Here is a 21,339-nt window from a genome sequence, read left to right as displayed (position 1 = left end):
GATGCGCTGGTGAAGGTGGTCAGGTGAGGGTGACGACGGCGAAGGCGTGCTCGGGCGCGTCGCGCAGCGCGACCGTGACGCGCGCCCGGCCGGGTTCGGCGGCGAGCCCGGTGAGGTCCACGGTCTGCAGGCCCTGCTCGTCCAGGTAGAGCTCGCGGCTCTGCCCGAGGCCGCCGTCGATGCGGACGACGAGCCGCCCGCCGCTGATCTGCGCGCCGCCGGCGTCGGTGAGCCGCCCGGCGACGGTGATCGTCTCGCCGCAGCCCTCCAGGTCGGCGGTGATGACGGGCACGGCGTGCGGGTCGGTCGCGGTGCCGAGGCGGAAGGTGGTGGTGGCCTCGTCCAGGTCGGCCCAGGCGGTCGTGGTGCGGGCGGTGTAGCGGTGGCGGACCCGGCGGACGGTGCCGGCGGGGGCGGGCGGGGCGGTCCGCGCGGCGGTGTCGGTCGCCTCCAGCAGGGCGACGCCGCCGCGGGGCAGCTCCAGATCCCAGTACCGCTCGGCGGGCAGGTGCTCGGCCTCGGCGCCGTCGTGGCCGTCGTCGATCCTGCGCAGCGCGACGCTCTCGTACGCGTGCTCGCCCAGGTCGAGGCGGACCCGTACGGCGCGCGGCGACCGGTTCCACACGGCCACGCACAGGCGGCCGGGCTCGACTCCGGCTAGGCCGCCGACCCCGGGCGGGCCGTCGATCTCCAGCACGCAGCGGTCGGTCGGCATGTTCTGGTAGAACTCGTACGCGCTCAGCACCGGCTTGCGCTCGCCGTCGATGGTGACCATGCCCGAGTAGTTGCCGTGGCCGCTGTCGAGGAACTGCGCCCAGTTCACCTTCGTCAGCCCCGGCGCGGCGAGCAGCGCGGCGAAGTCGGCGAGCAGGGCCGCCGCCATGTGGTGGCCGTCCTGGGTGCCGCCGCGCGGATAGTGCACCGGGTAGGAGTTGTACTCGTTGAGGTGCACCTCCACGTCCGCCAGGTCGGGGCGTTCCTCCAGGTGGCGCAGCACCTTCTCCAGGGCGACCTGCACGCTGTGGGTGCCGTAGTGGTGGAAGGAGAAGAAGTCCAGCGGCAGCTTCTCCGCCCGCACGGTGTCGAGGAACGCCGGGATCCAGTGCTCGTTCGGCAGCACCATGGCCAGGGCCGGGCCGCCCACCGGGGTGTCGGGGTCGGCTTCGCGGATCGCGGGCGCGGCCGTGCGGTAGAGCTGCAGGTAGTCGTCCAGGTCGCCGCCGTAGAAGACGGCCTCGCCGGTCTTCTCGTCGCGCAGGTCGGGCTCGTTGTAGACCTCGTGGTAGCCGACCGTGACGCCGCGCTCGCGGGCGCCGGCGACGTAGGCGCGCACCATCTCCGCCCAGCCGGCGTCGTCGGCGAGGTCGCGCCAGTCGCCGCCCTCGGGCTGATAGGGGGCGGGCACGTAGCAGTACGACCAGTAGGGGCGGATGCCGAGGCCGTTGAGGAACGAGCCGATCTCGTCCAGCTCGGAGAAGTCGTAGACGAAGCCGTCCGGGGTGGGCGTGCTGATCGGCCGTTCGTAGCCGATCCACTCGGCGCCCCAGCCGATGTCGATGCGGACCGACTCCGGATGCGCGGCGCGCAGCGCGGCCTCGTCGCGGCGGTAGGTCGGGGCGTGCACGATGCCGCTGTTGAAGACGGCGAACTTCGACTTCGACAGCGGGTGGTCGGCGCGGCGGGCCGGGTGCACGCGGACGGTCGCGGTCGTGGCGGGGATCTTCACGTACAGGGGTCCCTTTCCGGGAGGAGAGCGAGAGTCAGTTGGCCATGCCGCTGAAGGCGATGCCGCGCACCACCCAGCGCTGGACGAAGACGTAGCCGATGACGATCGGCAGGGAGACGAGGGTGACGCCGGCCATGATCTCGCCGTACTGGCTGTTGTAGCGGCCGATGAGGCTCTGCAGCGCCTGGGTGAGCACCCACTGGTTCTGGTCCTGCAGGTAGATGGAGTTGACGAAGAAGCTGTTCCATAGCTGCACGAACGTCAGCAGCCCCATCGCCAGGTACGCGGGCCCGGCCAGCGGCGCCATCACCGAGAAGAACGTGCGCCAGCGGCCCGCGCCGTCGATCGCGGCGGCGTCCTCCAGCTCGCGCGGCAGTGTGAGGAAGAACTGCCGGAAGAAGAACGTGGGCAGCGCCCCGCCGAACAGCATCGGCACGATGATCGGCAGCGGGGTGTCGATCCAGTTGAGGTTGCGGAAGATGACGTACTGCGGGATGAGCGTCACCTGCGGCGGCACCATCAGCGTCAGCAGGATCACCATGAGCAGCGCCCGCTGGCCCGGGAAGGTGAAGCGGGCCAGCGCGTACCCGGCGAGCGAGCTCGACAGCAGCGTGCCCGCCGTGCCGACGACGGCGATCAGCACCGTGTTGCCGACGTACCGCCCGAAGTCCGGCAGGATCGTGAACAGGTTCGCGTAGTGCTCGAAAGTGATCGGGTGCGGGATGAGCTGGTCGGCGTCGAACATGTTCGCGTCGGTACGCAGCGACATCGACGCCGCCCACAGCACCGGCAGGATGTACAGCACCACCAGCACCGTCATCCCGGCGTGGTAGAAGCCGGTCCTGGCCCGCCTGCGCGCCCGGTGGAGGCCGGGCGCGGGCTGCGCGGCCCGCTGCGGCGTACCCGCCTTGATCGTGTCGGTGATCGTCATCACTGGCCGCCCTTCTTGGCGGCGCCCTCACCGGCGTAGAAGACCCACCGCTTGCTGAACGCCCACTGGATGAGCGTGAGCACGAAGGTCAGCAGGGCCAGCACCCAGGCGATCGCCGCGGCGTACCCGAGCCCGGACAGGCGCTCGTTGTAGTTGAACATCTGGTTGTACATGTAGAGCACCACCGTGCGCGTGGAGTCGTCGGGCCCGCCGGCCATGCCGATGCTGCCGCCCGAGGTGGTCATCGCGACCACCGGGTCGAACAGCTGCAGGGCGCCGATCAGCGAGGTGACCACGAGGAACAGCACGGTCGGGGAGATCATCGGCAGCATCACGTGGCGGAAGCGCTGCCAGGCGTTCGCGCCGTCGATCTTCGCCGCCTCCGGCAGGGCCTCGGGCACTCCGTGCAGGGAGGCGATGTAGAGCGTCATGCCGTAGCCGAGCCCCTGCCAGGTGGTGACCAGCGCGATGGCGGGCATCGCGGTCGCCGGGTCGAGCAGCCACTGCGGGCCGTCCACGCCGAACAGCTCGATCGCGGCGTTGATCGGCCCGGACTCGGTGTTGAACATCCACCGCCAGACGATGCCGACGGCGATCTGCGACAGCACGTACGGCAGGAACAGCAGCGCCCGGTAGAACGCCACCCCGCGCCGCGGCCGGTAGGTGAGCAGCGCGGCCACCAGCGACATCAGCAGGAAGCTGAGGGTGCCGGTGAAGATGAACTTGATCGTGTTCCACAGGACCTTCGGCACACGCTCGTCCTCGAGCAGGTGCGTCCAGTTCTCCAGCCCGATCCAGGTCGGCTCGGGGGCGACCAGGTCCCAGTGGGTGAACGAGTAGTACAGCGACACCCCGAGCGGGACGCCGATGAAGGCCACCAGTCCGAAGATCTGGGGCAGCAGGAACAGCAGTGCGGTGCCCGCCTCGCGGCGCCGCGCGCGGGAGCGCGGCGCCTGCGCGGGCGATGGTGCGGCTTCGGCCATCACGATCGTCCCGTCAGGAGGCGAGGATCTTGTCGATCTTCGCGCAGGTGCCCTGGAGCGCCTCGGCCGCGGGCTTCTTGCCGGTGATGATGTCGTTCAGCGCCGGGCCGATGCCGTCCTGGCCGAGCACCGTGGCGAGCACGCCCTGCGGGTCGATGTTCGTGCGGGCCAGCGGCCATGCCGCGGGGTCGAGCTGCGCCTCCTTCAGGTGCTCCGGCTCTCCGGGCGCCTTCAGGAACGCGGGCCCTTCGGCGACCTTCTTGTACGCCGGGATCAGCCCCATCTGCTTGCCCGCACCCTCGGTCGCCATGTATTTGATGAACTTCCAGGCGTTGTCCAGGTTCGGGGACTTGGCGTAGGCGGCCCAGCTGTGCACCTGGATCATCGTCGCGTTGCCCTCGGGACCCTTCGGCAGGGCGGCCATGTCGTACTTCAGCGACGGGTTCTGCTGCGCTGCGATCGTCACCTGCTCGTGCGAGCCCTGCTGCATCGCCACATGCCCCTGGATCCAGCGCAGGTAGCCGGGCGTCTCCTGCTCCATCTGCGGGGTGACGGAGCTGTGGTCCTTCCACATCATGTCCTGCAGGAGCTGCATCGCCTGCGCGGTGCCCGGCTTCTCCAGGTCGCACTGGTCGCGCTTCTCGCCGCCGAGCACGCCGCCGCCGTACGCCCACAGCACCGGCCAGTAGCCCGGCTCCGACGGGATGGCGAAGCGGTTGTAGTAGCCCCACTGGACGATCTTCTTCGGGTCGAAGTCCGGGCTGTCGGCGTTGTTGCCGTTGGCGTCCAGCGTCAGCTTGCGCGCCCATTCGCGCAGGTCGTCGTAGGTGTAGTCGCCGTCGGCGGGCGGTTCCTTCAGCCCGGCCTTGGCGAACATCTCCTTGTTATAGAACAGCGACTGGACGTTGTAGCCCATCGGCAGCCCGTAGAAACGCCCGTCCTTGGCGGCCTTGTCCGACTCGATGACGACGGGGACGAAGTCCTCCTCCTTCACGCCGTCGGCGGCCATCCGGTCCGTCAGGTCCGCCAGCACGCCGTCGTTGGCCATCTGGTTGAAGTTCCAGGTGCCGGTGACAAGCACGTCCGCCATGTTGCGTCCGGCGATGAGCGTCTTGCACACAGCGTAGTCGGCGCCGCAGTCGGTCCTGTTGAACTTCAGCTTGATGTCCGGGTTGGCCTGCTCGAAGCCCTTGGCGGCGGCCTTGATGCTGTCGATGTCCTCGTTGACGCCCCACACCGCGATGGTCAGCGTGTTGGACTTCTCCCCCGAGGACGCCGCGGTGTTGGAGCAGGCGGTCACGGCGGTTATCGCCGACATGGTCAGGCAGATCGGTATCAGCCGTCGAGAGATGCGCATGGAGCCCTCCGGGAGGCCGCGATCGGGGTTTCTGAAGTGTTTCGCGGCTATTGCGAGCGTTTTTACCACGTGGCCTGCCACGTGGTAAAGGCTACACTTGTCCTCGTTCACAACTCCGGAGAGCAGACAGAGGCAGGGATGACGGTCACACAGGCGGACGTGGCAGCCCGAGCGGGAGTCGCCCGCAAGACGGTCTCCAACGTGATCAACAACTACCCTCACGTCAGCGACGACGTGCGGGCCCGCGTCCTCGCCGCCATCGAAGAGCTCGACTACCGCCCCAACCACGCGGCCCGCAGCCTGCGCAGCGGACGCAGCCGCATCATCGGCCTGGCCGTCCCCGAGCTCGACGTCGCCTACTTCTCCGAGCTCGCCCGCCTCGTCGTCGAAGTCGCGCAGAAGCGCGGCCTCACCGTGATGATCATGCAGACGCTCGGCGACCGCGACCGCGAACTCGCCGTCGTCAACGGCACCTCCACCCAGTTCGTCGAAGGGCTCATCTACAGCCCCGTCGCCCTCGGCGGCGCCGACCTCGAAGGCCGCCGCGACCGCACCCCGATCGTCCTGCTCGGCGAACGCTCAAGCCAGGGCCTCGTCGACCACGTCGGCATCGACAACGTCGCCGCCGCCCGCACCGCCACCGAACACCTCATCGAGATCGGCCGCCGCCGCATCGCCTTCATCGGCTCCCAGCGCGCGGCCACCTCCGAGATCGCCCAGCTCCGCACCGCCGGCTACCGTCAGGCACTGGAGTCCGCCGGCCTCAAAGTCGAATCCCGCCTCATCATCCCCACCGCCGGCTACCACCGCAAAGACGGCCTCCTGGCCATGCGCAAACTCCTCAAGCGGGCGGGAGGCCCCCCTGACGCCGTCTTCTGCGCCACCGACCTGGTCGCCCAGGGCGCCATCCGAGCCCTCCTCGAACACGGGCTCCGCGTCCCCGAAGACGTGGCCGTCGCCGGCTTCGACGACATCGACGAAGGCCGCTACAGCACCCCCACCCTCACCACCATCTCCCCCGACAAGCGGCAGATCGCCGAAACCGCGGTGGACCGGCTGCTGGCCCGGGCACAGAGCAAGACCGACCTGCCCGTGAACGACACCGTCACCGGGTTCACGCTGGTCGTGCGGGAGAGCACGGCCGGGCGCACCGCGTCCGGGTGAGCGTGTTCGGCGTACCGGCGGGTGCCGCCATGGCACCCGCCAAGTGCCCACGCGTACCGGCTGCTGCTACCACGAAAGAAGGGCGCTTCGAGCCGACATCACCGCGCGTGCAATGACTACGGTGGAGCCATGCCTTCGCCTAGTGTGAGCTGCTCGAAGCCGCACCCCCTCGCCCCCGTGATCGCCTTGAGCCCTCCAGGGGTGATGAGCGACTCGATATCGCCCGCGGGATCATCAAGACCGCACAGCTACCGTTGCGATTCCCGTGGGGCCGGCCGCTGGTCAACGGCATCGGGTTGCGATCCCTCCAGGGTTGATGAGCGACCCCAAGGTAAAGCCGCAGGTTAGGCGGGTTACCCGGCGGGCTGTGGGGACGTATTCTGCAGCAGTCCGCCGGTAGTGCGGATGCGCAGGTCAGAAGGGGTGTCCGCGCGGTTGATTCCGCCTGCCATGGACGGCACTCTAGCCGCCTCAAGGCGAGGCCCACTGGCAGTGTGGCCACTTCCCTCTTACGTCTACCACCGCCGGGCACGCTTCCGCCGACCGAAGCCGATGCTCGGTGTGGGCGTGATCCCGCCCCGACGCGCTCTTCTGCAGCCCACCGACCTGCCGGCCCACGGCGCCATCCGGTCACCGCTCGAACACGGCCTTTGCGCGTATCCGAAACGCCGCCGGCTTCGACAGCATTGACGAAGATCGCTACGGCACTGCCGGGGACCTTATTTTCTCCTCGCCAGCCTTCCCCGCGTACGAGCGGCGTCTATGCGGCTCGGCTGAGCCTGTCTTCGATTCGGCCCTGCCGGGGGTTCGCGCCTTCGCGGTACGGTGCCTTTTCTTCGGCGGTAACGCGGCGCAGTTCCTCACGTTCTCGGTCAACCTGCAGAACCGAAACGAGCCGCACCACCTGGGAAACCGGCCTGGTGATCCTCCGTACACGCTGGGCTCGATCATCACCTCCGGCCCCGGCGTTGCTCTCGCCGTCAGAGCCGGCCGAACCCTTGCTGATCACCGGCTCACCCACGATCGCGGTGACTGGGCTCGTCATGTGGCTCGCCGCCCAGGACGGCGACGCTATTGGGCCTCGACTGCTTGCTTCCTCGCTCTTCATCGGCGGTTCCGGGCTCGGTCTTGCCGCGCCCGTCCTCGTCACCATCGCCCTCGCGAGCATCGTCGGGCGCACTGCCGGCTGCGGGTGGTGCGCTGCCCACCGTCACGCGTAGGCATCTGACCATCGCCGGGGCGGGTAACAGGCCGCCGCCGCGGCGCAGGCGGCCGGTCTGCCGTTCCTCTGCTCCTCGGCGGTGCTGGACGCGCTCACCGAGCAACCGGCGGAGCACGTGGCGCGGGTGGCGCCGGCGCAATCCCACGGCTGGCGGATGTACGGCGACTTCCTTCTGGGCGCGGGACACCGCCACATCGCCGTGGCGGCCCAGCCGAGCGTCTACTGGCAGTCCGGCATCCGCATCCTGCGGGAACACCTCACACTGCGCGGCGGCACCGTACGGGAACTCGATGGACTGGACCCGCAGGCCCTGTGTGACGCGGTCGCCGGGAGCGGGGCGACGGCGCTGCTGATTCTGACCGGGTATCCGTCGCCGGCGGTGCCGCTCGTACGGTACGGACCGGGCACGCGTGTCCGCTGCCTGGCCGGACGTCGAGGTGGAGGGCGCCCGGGGGCGCATACGGTTCTGACGTGTGCCGGGGATCGGCGTCTGGCAGTGGGCCTGGCCGCCCGTCCACGTCGTCGACCGGGACCCGGCCGACCCGCCCGTTTCCGCACCCTGCTCTGAGCGTCCGCAGCCTGAATCCGGGTTAGCAACCACGAGCCGCCCCCTGCCGAGGACACCACCTCACCGCGGTCGCCTGCTCGACTCGCCGAACTCCATAGGCCGTAGGTCTGCGCCGCAACCCCACCCGCGACGGCTCTTGCTCTCCCGCAACGGATGATCGATACTGCGCACATACCAGGAGAAAACGCCATAAACCATCACCACCCCCCAACCCTGGAGTGATCGCCGTGGCCCCTCCGCTCCGCTACGCCCCTTCCCGCCGCGACCTGCTGAAGACCGGTGTCTCCCTGGGCGCCACAGCGGCCATCGGAAGCACGGCCGCCGCCTGGGCACCACCCCGCGAACAGGGCGAACGGAGCATGGTGAACGTCCCGTTCGAGGGCTTCGAGAACGTCCGCGTCGGGCTCATCGGCCTCGGCAACCGGGGCGGCGACCAGGACGTACGCTGGGGCGCCGTCGCCACCGTCACCGCCGTCTGCGACATCCGCCCGGAACGGGTCACCCGCACCATCAGCCGCATCATGCAGCAGGGCTTCCAGGACGTCGAGCCGGCCGGCTACGCGGCGGGCGACGAGGACTTCCTCAACCTCGTACGGCGCGACGACATCGACCTCGTCTACATCGCCACGCCATGGGAGTGGCACTACCCCCAGGCCAAGGCCGCCATGGAGCACGGCAAGCACGTCGCCGTCGAACTGCCGATCTCCCCGCACCTGGACGAGATCTGGGACCTGGTGCGCACCTCCGAGCGCACCCGCAAGCACTGCATGCTCCTGGAGAACGTCAACTACTTCCGCCCGGAGCTGCAGATGTTCAACATGGCCAAGGCGGGGCTCTTCGGGGACGTGCAGCACGGTTCGGGCGGGTACGTCCACGACCTGCGCTGGCCGTACCTGTTCGGCGGCGCCTACCACCCCGAGCACTGGCGGCGGCGCTGGCAGACCCGCATGAACGCCCTCCACTACCCCATGCACGGCCTCGGCCCGGTCTCGGCGGCCATGGGCATCAACCGCGGCGACCGCTTCGACGAACTCGTCGCCGTCGCCTCCGTGCCCAAGGCGCTGGCCCTGTTCCGCGAGGAGGACCCGCGGGTGGGCCCGGACCACTCCTCCTGGCAAGACCGCCCGTACATCTCGGGCGACCGCCACACCTGCTTCGTCACCACCGTCCAAGGCCGGTTCATCCGGGTCGAGCACGACGTCAACTCGCCGCACCCGTACACCCGCGAGACCACCCTCACCGGCACGCGAGGCACGATCGAGCTCGACAACGCCCGCCTCTACCTCGAATCCCTCGGCCACGACGACCACACCTGGCGGACCGGCAGCGCGTACGACGCCATCCTCAAGCAGTACGACCACTGGTTATGGCCGCTGCTTGAGGAGCTGGCCGACCAGTACGGCGGGCACGGCGGCGGCGACTTCGTGTCCATCTTCCGGCTCGTGCAACTGATGCGGCTCGGCATGACGCCCGACATCGACGTGTACGACTCGGCGGCCTGGTGCTCGGTGATCCCGCTCAGCCACGAGTCCCTGAAGGCCGGACGCCTCCGCCCGGTCAAGGTGCCCGACTTCACCCGCGGCCACTGGAAAGAGGCCCGCCCGACGTTCGACCGCCCCCGGCCGGAAGACCCGCAGCTCACCTCGACCACCCGACGCCGCGGCAAAGGCATCATCGAACCGCCCGGCCCCGAAGCCAAGGGGTGAACCTCTCCTCCCCACGGCCTTCGGCCGCCGCTCTCGCCTCGCTCCCGATGCAGCCGACCTCCCGTCCTGACGGAGACGTACCGCGCATCAGGCGGTCGACTCCCGGCCCCGGCCCCCTCGGCGGAGCGTCGCCGTCCACGCCCACCACCCAGACGGTCCTGCCGGGCAGGCGTGCGTCGGCACCGGCTTTTGGATCGTGGTGGCAGGGGGATGCGGGCAGGGGTCTCAGGTGGCCGCCCAGGGGCCGAGGGCGAAGGTGGTGCCGGTTCGGCGGACTTCCAGGGCGCCGGGGCCGCCGAAATGAGCGGGGATGAGGAGTTCGCGTTCGTCGGCGGCCCGCTCGAGGATCCGGATGCGGCTGGCCTTGGCCTGGGCGCGGTCCAGGCAGGCGGCGCTGTTGAGGCAGGGGTCGAGGATCTGCATCGGGCTGTGCAGCACGTCCCCGGCGAACACCGCACGGTCGCCGCCGGAGGCCAGCCGCAGCACCGCCGAGCCGGGGGTGTGGCCGGGCGCGGACTCGAGCGTGAGATGGTCGTCGATGCGGTGGTGGCCGTCCCACAGCACGGCCTGTCCCGCCCGGTGGATGGGGGCGATGCTGTCCTCGTAGATGAAGCGGGCCGCCTCCTGCACGCCCCCGCCGTACGCGTTGTCCGGCCCGAAGTGGAAGTCGTCGGCGGCCGGGATGAGGTAGCGGGCGTTGGGGAAGGCCGGGATCCACAGCCCGTCCGCGTCCACGGTGTTCCAGCCGACGTGATCGGCGTGCAGGTGGGTGTTGACCACGACGTCCACGTCCTGGGGGCGCACGCCGGCCCGCGCCAGGAGGTCGAGGAAATCGCTGGGGGCCCGGTGGAACATCCCCAGGCCGGGCCGCTCGCGGTCGTGCCCCACGCCGGTGTCGACCAGCACAGTACGCCCGCCGCTGCGCAGCACCCAGCTCTGCAGGGCGCACACCATGTGGCCGGTGCCGGGCTCCCAGTGGTCGGGCGCCAGCCAGTCCTGGTTGGCCTTCCATGCCTCGGTGTCGGGTCCGGCGAAGAAGTCGGAGATGGGCCGGAACGGCCCGTGAAATTCGACGATCCTGAGGACCTCGACGTCCCCGAGGATCATGCGCTGTGCGTTCTCGTTCGTCATGGTCAACGACCCTAGGAAGCGGCAGGTGATCCGCTCAATGCCCGTTCAGCTCAGGAAAATACGAATTCGTATCACGGGAGATATCGTGGGCGCATGGACGTGGTCAGTGACGCGATCTCCGCCGTTCATCTCGGACACCCGCTATTCGACCGGGTGGGCATCGACGGGAGCTGGAGCGTGCGGCTGGACCCGTACGACGGCGCGGGTTTCCACGTCGTCCTCAAGGGCGCCTGCCGGCTCCGCACCGACAACGGCACCGACGTGTCCCTCAACGTGGGCGACGCGGTGCTGCTCCCCCACGGCACCGGCCACGTGCTCGCCGACTCCCTCGGCGACCTGGAGCATGCGGTGCCGTTCGAGCAGTGGCCGGCCACGGCGGAGCCGCGCCGGCACGGCGCGACGGAGCTGCTCTGCGGCAAATACCGGCTCGACTGCAGCCGCATGCACCCGCTGATGACCGAGCTGCCCGAGGTCGTCCACCTCCCCAGCCGGGTGGGCACCCACCTGGAGCTGCGCGCCGCGATCGACCTGCTCGCCGTCGAGCTGGACGAGGTGCGGCCCGGCTCGTCCATCGCACTGCCGCACCTGCTCGACCTGCTCCTCGTCTACATGATCCGGGCCTGGATGTCCCAGACCACCAGCGGAGCCTGGCCCAGCGCGCTGGGCGATCCGGTGACGGCCGCCGCGCTGCGGGCGATGCACGCACGACCGGCCGCACCGTGGACCATCGACCGCCTGGCCGCCGAGGCGGGCGTCTCCCGTCCGACGCTGGCACGCCGCTTCACCGCCCTGGTCGGGCGGCCGCCGATGGCGTACCTCACCTGGTGGCGGGTGATCAAAGCCGCGTCCCTGCTGCGCGACACCAAGGACACGCTGGCGGCCATCGCCGAGCGCGTCGGATACAGCAGCCCGTACGCGCTGTCGCACGCCTTCGAGCGGGAGTTCGGCACCACGCCGGGACGGTACCGGGAACTCGTGCGGTCGGGCGGCTCCCCCACGCCTGCTGAAACACGGTCCCGACCGATGCCGCGGAAAGCGGCGCCTCGACCGTGATGCACGGGCTGTCCACTGAAGCCGCTCCAGCCCCCGCCCGGCCGTCGGCGTACGCGACGCCGGAGATCTCATCGGGGAACTCCGCGCGCACCTTAGCGATCACGTCACCGGCACCGGAAAATTGCCTTGATCGACACTGTTGGGCAGGCCCTAGGCTTCCGTCCATGTCTGAACTGCAGCGGCTCCGTTGGCAACTGGACGTCTCCTGGTCACTGCTGACCTTTCAGCTCAACGGCCTGACCGACGAGGAAGCCCTACGGGAGCCCTCGTCGAACTGCTGGAGTGTCCGCCGGAAGCCCGACGGAACATGGGCCGCCGACTGGTCCATGCCGGAGCCCGATCCTGCGCCGGCGACGTCCATCGCCTGGGTGATGTGGCACATCGGTTTCTGGTGGACCCACGCGTATACGCGATGCTTCGACAAGCCCGATGCGGCGCCCGAGCCGGACGACTGGTCCGCGGCCGCACAGGCGACCCCCTGGCCGGGCGACGTGGCATCGGCGGTCACGTGGCTCAACGAGTGCCGTGATCGGTGGAGCCACGCGCTGGACTCTCTGAGCGGGACGGACCTGGACTCCACCGATCGGAGCGGCTGGTTCGCCGACGGAACGCTCACCCTGGGACACGTGGTCGCCTGGGTGAACATCGAGCTCGCCAAGAACGCCGCGGAGATCGGCCTGCTGCGCAGGCAGTGAACCAGTAGCGGTGAGCCGCCGTCCTCCAGCCCGCCGGGACCGGCAGCCCCACGTCGGCCGGTCGCCGGACGGTCCGGTCGCCAGGCGGCTCAAGCCCCGGCGACCAGACGCGCGCCCTCCCGGGGATCACTCACCCGTACGAGACATCAGCCGGGCCCCGATCACCTGATCCAGATCGAGGCGTACACACCGTCCTCGATGTTCACCTGCACCGGCCGCAGGCCGCGCGCCACCATGCTGTCGAACCTGCGCTGGTAGGCGGCCGGGGAGTTGTCGATGTAGTGGTACCACGGCCGGACCCCGTCCTTGCGATACACCGCGGAGAACCGCTTCCCGCCCGGCCCCACCGCAACAGTCGTCGGGCGGTACCCCTCGGCCGCGCGCTGGTCGAAGAACTTCTTGTGCCCGGCGAACGTCTTGCCGTACGAGTAGTACCAACCGCCCTGGCCCTTCCTCCAGACCGCGACGTACCGGGGATCTGACGGCGTACCGTACACATCAATCGATACCGGCACGTACCCGTCCGCGAACGCCTTCCGGTTGAGAGCGGCGAAATGGGACCCGGTGAGCCCCATGCGGGAGAAGAACCGTTCGGAGCGCTTCTCCCACAGCGCGGCGAACGTCGCGCTGCCCGCCGGCCCCGTCGCCGACACCGATATCGGCTGATACCCCTGCGCCAGGTACTCGTCGAACCGCGCCTTGAACGAAGCCTCCGACAACCCGCTCCGGGAGATCCACGCCGGCCCTCCGCTCTTGACCCAGATGGCCGCGTACTTCGGCCCCCTCGAGACGCTCACCGAGATCGGCCGGTAACCCTGGCTGCGCAGGCGCTCGAAGTTCGCCTGGTGGGCGCTCGGGCTCGCGCCGGAGTACGAACGGAAGGCCACCCCCGTAGCGGCCTGCGCGGGCGCCGCGACCCCGCAACACGCCATGGCGACCGCGACCGCCGCCGCGAACATCGTCTTCACTCATGCCTCCTCAGATGGCCGACTTGTTCAGCACGGCCCATCCTTGCCACGCTTTGATTGATCACCACCGATCAACGACTTTGATCAACAAGGCAGGGTGAATGGGCAGGCCAGAGCGGAAACTCGATCCCGAGGGCGGGTTGATCGAACGCTTCGCGCACGACCTGCGTCAGCTGCGCGTGGCGGCCGGGCAACCGACGTACCGGACCATGGGCTCCCGGGTCGGCTGCTCCCCCAGCAGGCTCTCCGAAGCCGCGAAAGGCCTCCGGCTGCCCAGCCTGTCGGCGACCCTCGATTACGTACGCGCCTGCGGCGTGACGGACACCGCCGAATGGGAACGGCGCTGGCACGAGATCAACGACCAGGTCAAGCAGCACACCCAGCCCGCCGCAGGCGAACCCGCGCGCCCCGAACCGGACACGACCACCGAGACGAACCCGGCCGGCGCAGCGGACCACGAGCACCGCCCACCCGTCATCGGGAAACGCCCCCGCGCTCTCTGGAAGGCCGCGGCGATCATCGGCACGGCGCTGGCCCTCCTCGCCACCGCGGCGTTCGTCTGGGCATCGGGCCAGACCATCCCGGACGTCCCCACCCGGTGCCGCACACCCCTCGCCTCACCACGCGTACCGATATCGGTGCAGCCGTGCATCGCCGTGACCGACGGCGAGGTGGTCGCCTCCCTCGACCTGCGCGCCACCGGCACAGCCGAAGGCGCCGTCGCCTACGTCTGGCTCCACAACGCCCTATCACGCACACCCCTGGCGAAAACCCTCCGTACGTGCGAGCTGGGCGCGCTCGCCGCAGGCCAGACGCGCACCTGCGGCCCGTTCTCGTACGACGTGCCGCCCGGCCACTACACCACCGCGGTCACCGTCGAACCCGGCCCACGCCAGAACGAACCACCACACTGGCGCCGCGGCGCCACAGGAACACAGAGCCCCCGAATCGACTACGCCCCCTGAACCACCTGCGAAACGCGGCCCTGGGAGCGTTCCAGCGGCTCCACCACGATCGCGCAACGCCTCGTGCGGGGAGTGCAACGGCCGGCGGTGCACTGAACCGGGATGAGCGGCGAGGACACGGCGGCCGGGCACACGCCCACCCTCGCCGCCGCCCCCTCACTCCACGCTCGCGCCTATCGTCTCCGCCGGCTCACACGACAACGGGTACGGCCGCTCGACCGGCAGCAGCTCACGAGCGTCCACACCGCCCTGCACCGCCGCACGCACCTCACCGACCAAGTCCGTGATATCGGTGAACCCCAGCGTCCACTCCTCCACGTACCGCCGCACCGCCACCCCGCTCAGCCCCACCTGGATCGACCGGTACGGCAAAGCCTCATGCCGCAGCCCGCGCTCGGGATCCCACTGGATGCGCACCGGGCTCCGGCGCAGCCGCTCCGCCCACCCCGGCCGCCCGTCGTCGTGGCTGAGGCAGGAGTCGGCCAGCGCCCACTCGAAGCCCTCACGGCTCACCTCGATCGCCGGCACCCGCTCCTGACCGGGCTTCGTGACGTAACCACAGCGGTACATCATCCAGGAACGACGGCTTGATCCACGTCATCCGCTCCCGCTTGAACGGCGCCACAAAGCGCTGCGCGGCGACGGCGGGGGTGGCGATGGACGCGTTGCAGGCCTGGTAGACGGTGATGGATCGCTCGGTGAAAACGGGCCGGATCTGCCGGTGCGGAACGTTCACAGCGCGCACCAGCCTGCCCAACGCGATGATCGCCTGGCAACGCATCAAACGCTCGCCGAGCCGACGCCACAGCCTGAGTGCGACCGCCGCCCATGCCTCCAGCCGGGCAGCCCTACCCCTACGCCCGCCGAGGACCGCAGCGAACGCAACCTGCCACCGGAACGTTCACACCACGCCGACTCCAATGCGGCAGCAACGGTGCCCTACCGCCGGCAGCCGGGCCGTAGGTCGGGACACAGGCTCCCGACAACCGCCGCCTGGACCAATCCGAACTCGGTGCCCCCGGCAACTCCCGAGGTCAGCCGCACCCCGACCTCGCTCGTTCCGGCCACTCATCGGCGTCCGGCCCGAACAGCCAGGACACCCGCACCAGACGCGGCAGCTCGCACCGCAGGATCTCCCGTGCTCACCGATCGTCGGTCGCATCCGCCCCACCCCAGCAGCACAACTGTCCCCGACCCCATAAAGGCAATCGCTCCAGGTGATGAGCGACCTCGCCCGGATGACACCCAGGCCGTGGCGCACTTGTTGCGATCCCTCCAGGGTGATGAGCGACCCCAGGGTAAAGCTGCAGGTCAGATGGTTCGACTGACACGCTTTGAGGATGGATTCTGCAGCAATCCGCCGGTAGTGCAGATGCGCAGGTCAGAAGGGCCCACGCGGTGTTCCTCCCCGCCACGGACAGCACTTTGGTCTTGGGCAGCACTCGAGACGAGGACCAGTGGCAGTGTAGCCACCAGCCTTCCGTAACCCCATCCAACTGCCGCCCAAGCCTTATCGTCCCGCCTTTTCTCGCCCGTTCAGCGCCCAAGCAATCTGCGGTGAAGAGTCAACACGGTTCTGAAACGTGCGGGCAGGCGATGACGACCTTCGGTGAGAAGATGCTTCCCTGCCCCCTGGCACACCAACTGGAACCCGCATTGGGCGCCGCCGGCGAACTCGTCCAGCTCGTACCAGAACGCTCGGGGCAGCGGCCTGGAGCAGGATCTTCAGCTCGGGGTCAGGCCAGAGCGGTGAGCACTCCGGAGCTGCCCGTACCGGTTGTCGACCCGTTGGTGGACCACCGCGTGCAACGCCTCTCCGCCAGCCACACCGAGGAACTGCTCTCCCATCTCGGTGAGCAGTGGCACGCCCTCGTCAGGACGGACGACCTCCTTGGGCCGAGGCATGCTCTCGGCGACGTGTGCACGCAAATCACCATCTTGACGGTGTTCCTCCGCTATGTCCGTCCTCCACTTCGCGATGAGGCTCTTCGTCTCGCTGCGTTGTACGTCGAGTCCGCGGCGTGGCTGTACGAAGACGCGGGAAATCTGGCGGCGAGCCGTCTATGGACGGGACACGCGATGGAGTGGGCCCTGAGGCCGATGATCGTCCAATGGTGACGTGGACCTTGTTCCGGCGCAGCCAGCAGGCGCGGTCAGAGGGCAACGGCGCCAAAGTGGTCAGCCTCGCCGAGGCGGTCTGGCACATGCCGGGCTGCCGGTCGCGCTGACCGCAGAAACGAACCCGAAGCAGCAGTCGTACACGGCCATCCAAGCGCTGACTGTTGCTCAAGACAACGGATCGACCAGAATTCTCTCCATGGTCACTTCGGTCGCGCCTCAGCTTGCACGCCAGGCTCAGCTGGAGCCGGCTGCGGAATTTTCAACTGAGCTCAACGCTACGACTGCGGTCTGATGGCCTCCGAAACAGAGGTCGCCGCCATGCGACGTGCGATCGCCCTGGCGGCGCTGGGCCTCGGCACCACGAGCCCCAATCCACCTGTGGGCTGCGTGATCCTCGACGCAGGCGGCCATGTGGCCGGCGAAGGTTTTCACCGTCGCAAGGGCGAGGCACACGCAGAGGGCAATGCCTTGGCCGCAGCGGGGCCGGCGGCGCGTGGCGGTACGGCGGTTGTGACGCTGGAACCCTGCAACCATGTAGGTCTCGCCCCTGCCTGCCGAGCGCTGCTGATCGAGGCCGGGATCGCCCGGGTGGTGGTCGCCTTGATCGATCCGACTTCGCGCGGCGCAGGTGGCGTGGCCGAACTGCGCCGAGCCGGAGTGGACGTGGAAGTGGGGGTTCTGCAGGACGAGGCCGAGCGGGTGCTGCGCCCCTGGCTCACCGCGCTGAGACGAGGCACTCCGTACGTGACATGGGCGTATAGCGCCGATACCGAGGACGGCCGCGAGGAGTCGCCCGTTGAGGTGCGCTGTTACGACGCCGTGCTCGGTGAGGATGGGCGGTTGCGGGAGGGTGTTCCGGGCGGGCACGGCGACACCTTCGTACTGCCTGACAAGCTGCCGCAGGACGAACCCGAGAAGACGCTCCGGATTCTCTACTCCTCGGGGGTCCGATCCCTGCTCGTGCTCGGTGAACGAGGAGCCGCCGAACGGTACTCGTCTGCCGGCCTAGTTGATGAACTGCTTGTTCGACTGTCCGACCGAGCCGCCTCCTCGCAAGGTGGGCCGCTGCCTCCAGCAGGATTCCGCATTGCGAACGTTCGACGTTTGCAAGACCACATGCTGATCCAAGCTCGGCGAGAATAACGGCGGCGGTTGGCATTCGACTTAGGGATGCGTTCGTTTCCGACCGAGAGTAGATCGCCGTTCAGTAGAACGTGAACGCCAGCAAGCCGCTCACCGGCTCTGGTTAGGATGCGCTGTTACTTGGCTGACCACCATCGTTTCGCTCATCCCTCCAGGGGTGATGAGCGACTCGTCGTCGACGTCGCAGAACACGCCGGGCACCTGGATGTTGCGATCCCTCCAGGGGTGATGAGCGACCCGAGGGTAAAGTCCCAGGTCAGAGGCATGTTGGGTGGATTCTTTGGCGACCATTCTGCAGCAGTCCGGCGGTAGTGCAAGAGCCCAGGTCAGAAGGGTGGTCACAGGACGGGGTCGGTGTTGCCGAGGGCTTGGCCGATGAGGTCGGTCTGGATGTTGTGGGGTCCCTGGGTGCGGTAGATGAGGATGCTGTCGTAGCCAGAGTCGATCTGGGATTTGAGCGCGCTGACGAATTTGCGATGTTGGGCGTTGGACAGCTCGCCTTGGAAGACGCTGCGTTGTACCCAGTGCAGGTACTGGCGGCAGGTACGCAGCACGGCGGGGTTGCGTTCGGCGAGGGTGTCGTAGACGACGATGACGAACATCATCACCACCAGGGCCGGAAGGGCTTGTAGGGGGCGTCTTCGAGGCAGAGGCGTACGAGTTTGAGGGCTTCGAGGTGGATGAGCTCTTCGTAGGAGACTTTGCGGCGCAGGGCTCGGTGGTGGACGGTTGTGGCCAGCTCGGCGCGGATGAGTTCGGAGACTTTCTTGCGGCCGTCTCGGCTGAGTGAGGCGTTGCCGACGTCGGTTTCGAAGTCGCCGGGGCGCAGTGTCTTCTGGGCGGCGGCGCGTTTGAGCAGGCGCTCGGCAAAGAGCGGTTTGAAGGGTTCTGCGAGTGCGAGGGTGTTGCGGCGTCGGTCGGTGTCGGCGTGGAGGAAGCCGATGGCGGGGTGCAGGGGTGTGCATCGGAGTGCGGTGAGGACGCGGGCGTAGGTGATGGCGTTGGCGTAGCTGATGAAGGCGTTGCCGGCGTTGGCGGGCGGGCGGCGGCTGCGTCCTTCCAGGCGGAGCCAGGCGGGCAGCAGGGTGTCGAGGACGCCCCAGGCGGTGCGGCGGAAGTTGCCTTCGGCGCCCATGAGCTGGTCTGCGGTCTGGCAGGTGGCGAGTTGTTCCGTCAGGCGGGTGAGCGGGGCATCGAGGAGGTCGGTGTCCAGGGCCCAGCGGACGTTCGCTGCGGTGGCTGCGATGAGGGCTCGGCCGATCTCCAGGCGTGTGGCGTCCGTGCCGGTGAGGGCGATCTGGCGGCGCAGGACGTGGGCTGAACTGGTGTCTTCTGCGGGGGCGATGGCGCCGGCGTAGTTTCCGTAGTGGTCGAGGATGTGCACCATGACGCCGTGGCGGCTGAGCAGTGAGATCGCCGAGGTGTTGATGTCCACGTGGTCGAAGGCCACCAGGTCGCGGATGTCGGTGATGGGGACGCGTACGGGGGTCTGGTCGGCGCGTTCGATGCGGACGCTGTTGTCTTCGCGGCGGATGCGGCAGGGCTGGGTGAGCCAGTAGGTGCGGGAGGCGGCGGTCATGAGTCTCCCCAGCAGTAGTCGGTGTAGGAGCAGCCGCGGCAGCGGGAACGCTCCAGCCTGGGCGGGCCGTCGGCTGCGCGATCACGGTCTGAGCCTCGCGTTCGGTGTCTTCGGCGAGGGCGCGGGCCTGCGGGGTCCAGGCGACGGTGACGGTGCGGCGGATGAGCGGGTAATGGATGAGGCCGTGCTGGACGGTGACGCCTCGTCGTTCCAGTAGCAGGCAGTAGTGGCGGACTTGGGCCTCGTGTTGCTCCGCCGGGGCGTGGGATGACGTGGTCTCGTGGATGACGGCGCCGGTGGTGACCCCGTCGATTTTCGCCTCGCCGAGGTCGATGTCGCGGCGGCGCGTGTAGGTGGTGTCGTCGACGGCTTCGCCGTAGGCGACCGCGTCGCTGCGTCGTTCCGGCCGGTAGCCGCGCATGTCGAGCCAGAGCCGGCGGGGGCAGTGCAGCAGGTACTTGATGTGGACGCCGCCGATGTCGTTCACAGGATGGTCTCCGGGGCGGCGGCGGGCTGAGGGTTCAGGATCAGCCCCAGGGTCGGGTCGTAGTCGGCGTCGACGACCCATAGGCGGTGGATGTACTCGGCTCGTCCTGCGGTGCGGAGGGCCGCCAGTCGGCTGTGGTGGATGGGGATGAGGAGACCGGCCGCGAGGAGGGGGTCCTTGTCGGCTTCTGCCTGGTAGGTGTCGAGGTCTTGCCGGAGGAGGACTTCGACGGTGTCGAAGGCTTCGTCGAGCCGGTCGGCGAACTCGCGGCGGTCGTGGAAGGGGTCGGGGAAGGTGAGGAAGTCCCGGTGGAACTCGTCGCGGTGGCGTCGGGCTCCGGCGGCCCGGTTCTGGCCCCATTCGGTGGCGTAGGCGATGCCGAGCCAGGTGTCGATGGTCTCTTCGGACAGCTCGGGGCCTGGAGCGGTTCGCAGGGCGGCCAGTGCCGCGTCCAGTGCGCCTTCTCCGTACGGGCGGTTGGGAGTGACGTGGGTGTGGACGCGGAACTCGACCGGGCTGTCCGGGTGGCGTCCGCGCCGGTTGATACGGCCGGCGCGTTGGGCGATTGCTTCGATCGGGGCCAGTTCGGTGATGCCGCGGTCGAAGTCCAGGCAGAGTGAGACCTCCACGGCTTGGGTGGCCACGACCAGTCCGCCGCGGGGCGTGGTCTCTCCCGGTTTGCGTTCCGGATGCCGCCGGAGGAGGCGGCGTTCGATCTCGGCGCGGTCACGGGCGCGGAAGCGTGAGTGCAGCAGCATCTTGTCGGGGTGGTGGAGCCGATCGAAGACCTGCTGGGCGGCGTTGACGGTGTTGGTGATCACTAGGACGCTGTGGCCCTCGTCGAGCCATTGGCCGACGCGCCGCAAGCTGGTCTGAGAGTCGATGGGGTCGTCGTCGAGGACGAGGCGGTGCCGGGTGGGCGCGGTGCCTGAGGGTGCGCGGCGGATCTCGACGGATCCGAGGGTGTCCTCAATCAAGTTGATCATGGGTTGGGCGAGGGTGGCGGACAGGACCGCCACCCGGCTGCCGAGCTGCTGCCATAGCCGCATGCAGGCGCAGATGCGGCCGAAGGTCTTCGGGTCGCAGGCGTGCAGTTCGTCCAGCACCATGAGGGCGTTGGCCTGTTCGAGCAGGACGCTCGAGTAGCGGGGTCCGGCGATGGCGGCACGCAGGAGCTGGTGGGGTGTGGCGACTCGGACGCGCCGGCTGAACACAGCCGCATCGCTCCGGCGCGGGCGCGGGCTCGGCGGGCGTCGTGGGCACCTGGTGTGCAGTCGTCTGCGACGGCTCGGGCCAGCAGCGTGCGTGCTGCGGTGGCGTGCAGCACGCCGATGTCCGGCTGCTTCTGGCCGGGGGCCGGGTCGAGGTGGTGGGTGAAGCGGTCGCGGGCGGCGTCGATGGAGGCCCGGTACGGCAGGAGCCAGACCAGGCGTGGCCGGCCGGGCATGTCGCCGAGCCGGCGGGAGGCCCATGCCAGGCCGGCCTCCGTTTTTCCGCTGCCGGTGGGTGAGACGAGGATGAGGTGCTGTGCGACGTCGGC

Annotated in this window: 16 protein-coding genes and 2 pseudogenes; 7 read left to right on the top strand and 11 right to left on the bottom strand. The window is 69.0% G+C overall.

The genetic code is table 11. The features are described 5' to 3' along the window. Positions 1-19: 19 nt before the first annotated feature. The 4 genes from AB0K67_RS39530 to AB0K67_RS39515 are packed head-to-tail and all read right to left on the bottom strand — an operon-like array spanning position 20 to position 4,997. Positions 20-1,726, bottom strand: a complete 1,707-nt coding sequence (locus AB0K67_RS39530; protein WP_364070500.1) for a hypothetical protein — start codon at positions 1,724-1,726, stop codon at positions 20-22. A gap of 34 nt (positions 1,727-1,760) precedes the next feature. Further along, on the bottom strand, positions 1,761-2,657 hold the full coding sequence (locus AB0K67_RS39525) for a carbohydrate ABC transporter permease (protein ID WP_364070497.1): 897 nt from the start codon (positions 2,655-2,657) through the stop codon (positions 1,761-1,763). Continuing rightward, positions 2,657-3,640, bottom strand: a complete 984-nt coding sequence (locus AB0K67_RS39520; protein WP_364070494.1) for a sugar ABC transporter permease — start codon at positions 3,638-3,640, stop codon at positions 2,657-2,659. Before AB0K67_RS39520 ends, AB0K67_RS39525 begins: the two co-directional genes overlap by 1 nt. A gap of 13 nt (positions 3,641-3,653) precedes the next feature. Beyond that, on the bottom strand, positions 3,654-4,997 hold the full coding sequence (locus AB0K67_RS39515) for a sugar ABC transporter substrate-binding protein (RefSeq protein WP_364070492.1): 1,344 nt from the start codon (positions 4,995-4,997) through the stop codon (positions 3,654-3,656). Between the two features lie 159 nt (positions 4,998-5,156). Here AB0K67_RS39515 and AB0K67_RS39510 point away from each other — a divergent pair, with 159 nt between their 5' ends. The 3 genes from AB0K67_RS39510 to AB0K67_RS39500 all read left to right on the top strand — a co-directional run bounded on the left by AB0K67_RS39510 (position 5,157) and on the right by AB0K67_RS39500 (position 9,657). Then, the gene (locus AB0K67_RS39510; RefSeq protein ID WP_364070489.1) at positions 5,157-6,161 is read left to right on the top strand and encodes a LacI family DNA-binding transcriptional regulator; all 1,005 of its coding nucleotides are present in this window, start codon (positions 5,157-5,159) and stop codon (positions 6,159-6,161) included. Between the two features lie 1,301 nt (positions 6,162-7,462). Then, positions 7,463-7,951 carry a hypothetical protein gene (locus AB0K67_RS39505; RefSeq protein ID WP_364070487.1) on the top strand — a complete coding sequence of 163 codons (489 nt, stop codon included), beginning with the start codon at positions 7,463-7,465 and terminating at the stop codon, positions 7,949-7,951. A 227-nt stretch (positions 7,952-8,178) separates the two neighbouring features. Then, positions 8,179-9,657, top strand: coding sequence for a Gfo/Idh/MocA family oxidoreductase (locus AB0K67_RS39500; RefSeq protein WP_364070484.1), 1,479 nt, complete (start codon positions 8,179-8,181; stop codon positions 9,655-9,657). Between the two features lie 225 nt (positions 9,658-9,882). On the opposite strand, the gene AB0K67_RS39495 is transcribed toward AB0K67_RS39500, so the two are convergent. Further along, on the bottom strand, positions 9,883-10,788 hold the full coding sequence (locus AB0K67_RS39495; RefSeq protein WP_364070482.1) for an MBL fold metallo-hydrolase: 906 nt from the start codon (positions 10,786-10,788) through the stop codon (positions 9,883-9,885). A 93-nt stretch (positions 10,789-10,881) separates the two neighbouring features. On the opposite strand from AB0K67_RS39495, the gene AB0K67_RS39490 reads away from it, so the two are divergent. Both AB0K67_RS39490 and AB0K67_RS39485 read left to right on the top strand, forming a co-directional pair. Then, positions 10,882-11,841 (top strand): AraC family transcriptional regulator, encoded by a 960-nt coding sequence (locus AB0K67_RS39490; protein WP_364070480.1) that lies wholly within the window; start codon positions 10,882-10,884, stop codon positions 11,839-11,841. A gap of 164 nt (positions 11,842-12,005) precedes the next feature. Beyond that, positions 12,006-12,536 (top strand): DinB family protein, encoded by a 531-nt coding sequence (locus AB0K67_RS39485; RefSeq protein WP_364070477.1) that lies wholly within the window; start codon positions 12,006-12,008, stop codon positions 12,534-12,536. Positions 12,537-12,697: 161 nt separating this feature from the next. Here AB0K67_RS39485 and AB0K67_RS39480 read toward each other — a convergent pair whose 3' ends face one another. After that, a complete protein-coding gene (locus AB0K67_RS39480; RefSeq protein ID WP_364070629.1) occupies positions 12,698-13,495 on the bottom strand; it encodes a hypothetical protein in 798 nt (265 codons plus the stop codon). A 110-nt stretch (positions 13,496-13,605) separates the two neighbouring features. Between AB0K67_RS39480 and AB0K67_RS39475 the strand changes: the two genes are divergently transcribed. Beyond that, complete coding sequence (locus AB0K67_RS39475) at positions 13,606-14,469, top strand: helix-turn-helix transcriptional regulator (protein WP_364070475.1); 864 nt, start codon at positions 13,606-13,608, stop codon at positions 14,467-14,469. Between the two features lie 156 nt (positions 14,470-14,625). Here the strand turns inward: AB0K67_RS39475 and AB0K67_RS39470 are convergent. Next, positions 14,626-15,250 (bottom strand): annotated as a pseudogene (locus AB0K67_RS39470) (DUF4291 domain-containing protein). Positions 15,251-16,908: 1,658 nt separating this feature from the next. Here AB0K67_RS39470 and ribD point away from each other — a divergent pair. Continuing rightward, positions 16,909-17,733, top strand: coding sequence for a bifunctional diaminohydroxyphosphoribosylaminopyrimidine deaminase/5-amino-6-(5-phosphoribosylamino)uracil reductase RibD (gene ribD / locus AB0K67_RS39465; protein ID WP_364070472.1), 825 nt, complete (start codon positions 16,909-16,911; stop codon positions 17,731-17,733). A gap of 338 nt (positions 17,734-18,071) precedes the next feature. Here ribD and cas2 read toward each other — a convergent pair whose 3' ends face one another. The 4 genes and pseudogenes from cas2 to cas3 form a co-directional block, all read right to left on the bottom strand. Next, a complete protein-coding gene (gene cas2 / locus AB0K67_RS39460; RefSeq protein WP_364070626.1) occupies positions 18,072-18,338 on the bottom strand; it encodes a CRISPR-associated endonuclease Cas2 in 267 nt (88 codons plus the stop codon). Further along, entirely contained in the window at positions 18,338-19,312 is a 975-nt protein-coding gene (cas1b, locus tag AB0K67_RS39455) for a type I-B CRISPR-associated endonuclease Cas1b (RefSeq protein WP_364070470.1), read from the bottom strand. Before cas1b ends, cas2 begins: the two co-directional genes overlap by 1 nt. Before the next feature lie 130 nt (positions 19,313-19,442). After that, positions 19,443-19,733: pseudogene (locus AB0K67_RS39450) on the bottom strand (Dna2/Cas4 domain-containing protein); the annotation flags it as partial. Positions 19,734-19,795: 62 nt separating this feature from the next. Further along, positions 19,796-21,271, bottom strand: a complete 1,476-nt coding sequence (gene cas3 / locus AB0K67_RS39445; protein WP_364070468.1) for a CRISPR-associated helicase Cas3' — start codon at positions 21,269-21,271, stop codon at positions 19,796-19,798. Positions 21,272-21,339: the final 68 nt, after the last annotated feature.

This window comes from Nonomuraea sp. NPDC052634 (assembly GCF_040678535.1).
In the GTDB taxonomy this organism is placed as follows: domain Bacteria; phylum Actinomycetota; class Actinomycetes; order Streptosporangiales; family Streptosporangiaceae; genus Nonomuraea; species Nonomuraea fastidiosa.
The sequence above is the reverse complement of the archived record's forward strand: the minus strand, read 5'-3'. Positions and strand labels throughout refer to the sequence as shown.

Excerpts from the sequence above, each read along its gene's own strand:
- AB0K67_RS39525 (WP_364070497.1), bottom strand. The coding sequence starts at position 2,657 with ATGACGATCACCGACACGATCAAGGCGGGTACGCCGCAGCGGGCCGCG.
- AB0K67_RS39520 (WP_364070494.1), bottom strand. The coding sequence starts at position 3,640 with ATGGCCGAAGCCGCACCATCGCCCGCGCAGGCGCCGCGCTCCCGCGCG.
- AB0K67_RS39515 (WP_364070492.1), bottom strand. The coding sequence starts at position 4,997 with ATGCGCATCTCTCGACGGCTGATACCGATCTGCCTGACCATGTCGGCG.
- AB0K67_RS39495 (WP_364070482.1), bottom strand. The coding sequence starts at position 10,788 with ATGACGAACGAGAACGCACAGCGCATGATCCTCGGGGACGTCGAGGTC.
- AB0K67_RS39490 (WP_364070480.1), top strand. The coding sequence starts at position 10,882 with ATGGACGTGGTCAGTGACGCGATCTCCGCCGTTCATCTCGGACACCCG.
- AB0K67_RS39485 (WP_364070477.1), top strand. The coding sequence starts at position 12,006 with ATGTCTGAACTGCAGCGGCTCCGTTGGCAACTGGACGTCTCCTGGTCA.
- AB0K67_RS39480 (WP_364070629.1), bottom strand. The coding sequence starts at position 13,495 with ATGTTCGCGGCGGCGGTCGCGGTCGCCATGGCGTGTTGCGGGGTCGCG.
- AB0K67_RS39475 (WP_364070475.1), top strand. The coding sequence starts at position 13,606 with ATGGGCAGGCCAGAGCGGAAACTCGATCCCGAGGGCGGGTTGATCGAA.
- ribD (WP_364070472.1), top strand. The coding sequence starts at position 16,909 with ATGCGACGTGCGATCGCCCTGGCGGCGCTGGGCCTCGGCACCACGAGC.
- cas2 (WP_364070626.1), bottom strand. The coding sequence starts at position 18,338 with ATGATGTTCGTCATCGTCGTCTACGACACCCTCGCCGAACGCAACCCC.
- cas1b (WP_364070470.1), bottom strand. The coding sequence starts at position 19,312 with ATGACCGCCGCCTCCCGCACCTACTGGCTCACCCAGCCCTGCCGCATC.
- cas3 (WP_364070468.1), bottom strand. The coding sequence starts at position 21,271 with ATGGGCCTCCCGCCGGCTCGGCGACATGCCCGGCCGGCCACGCCTGGT.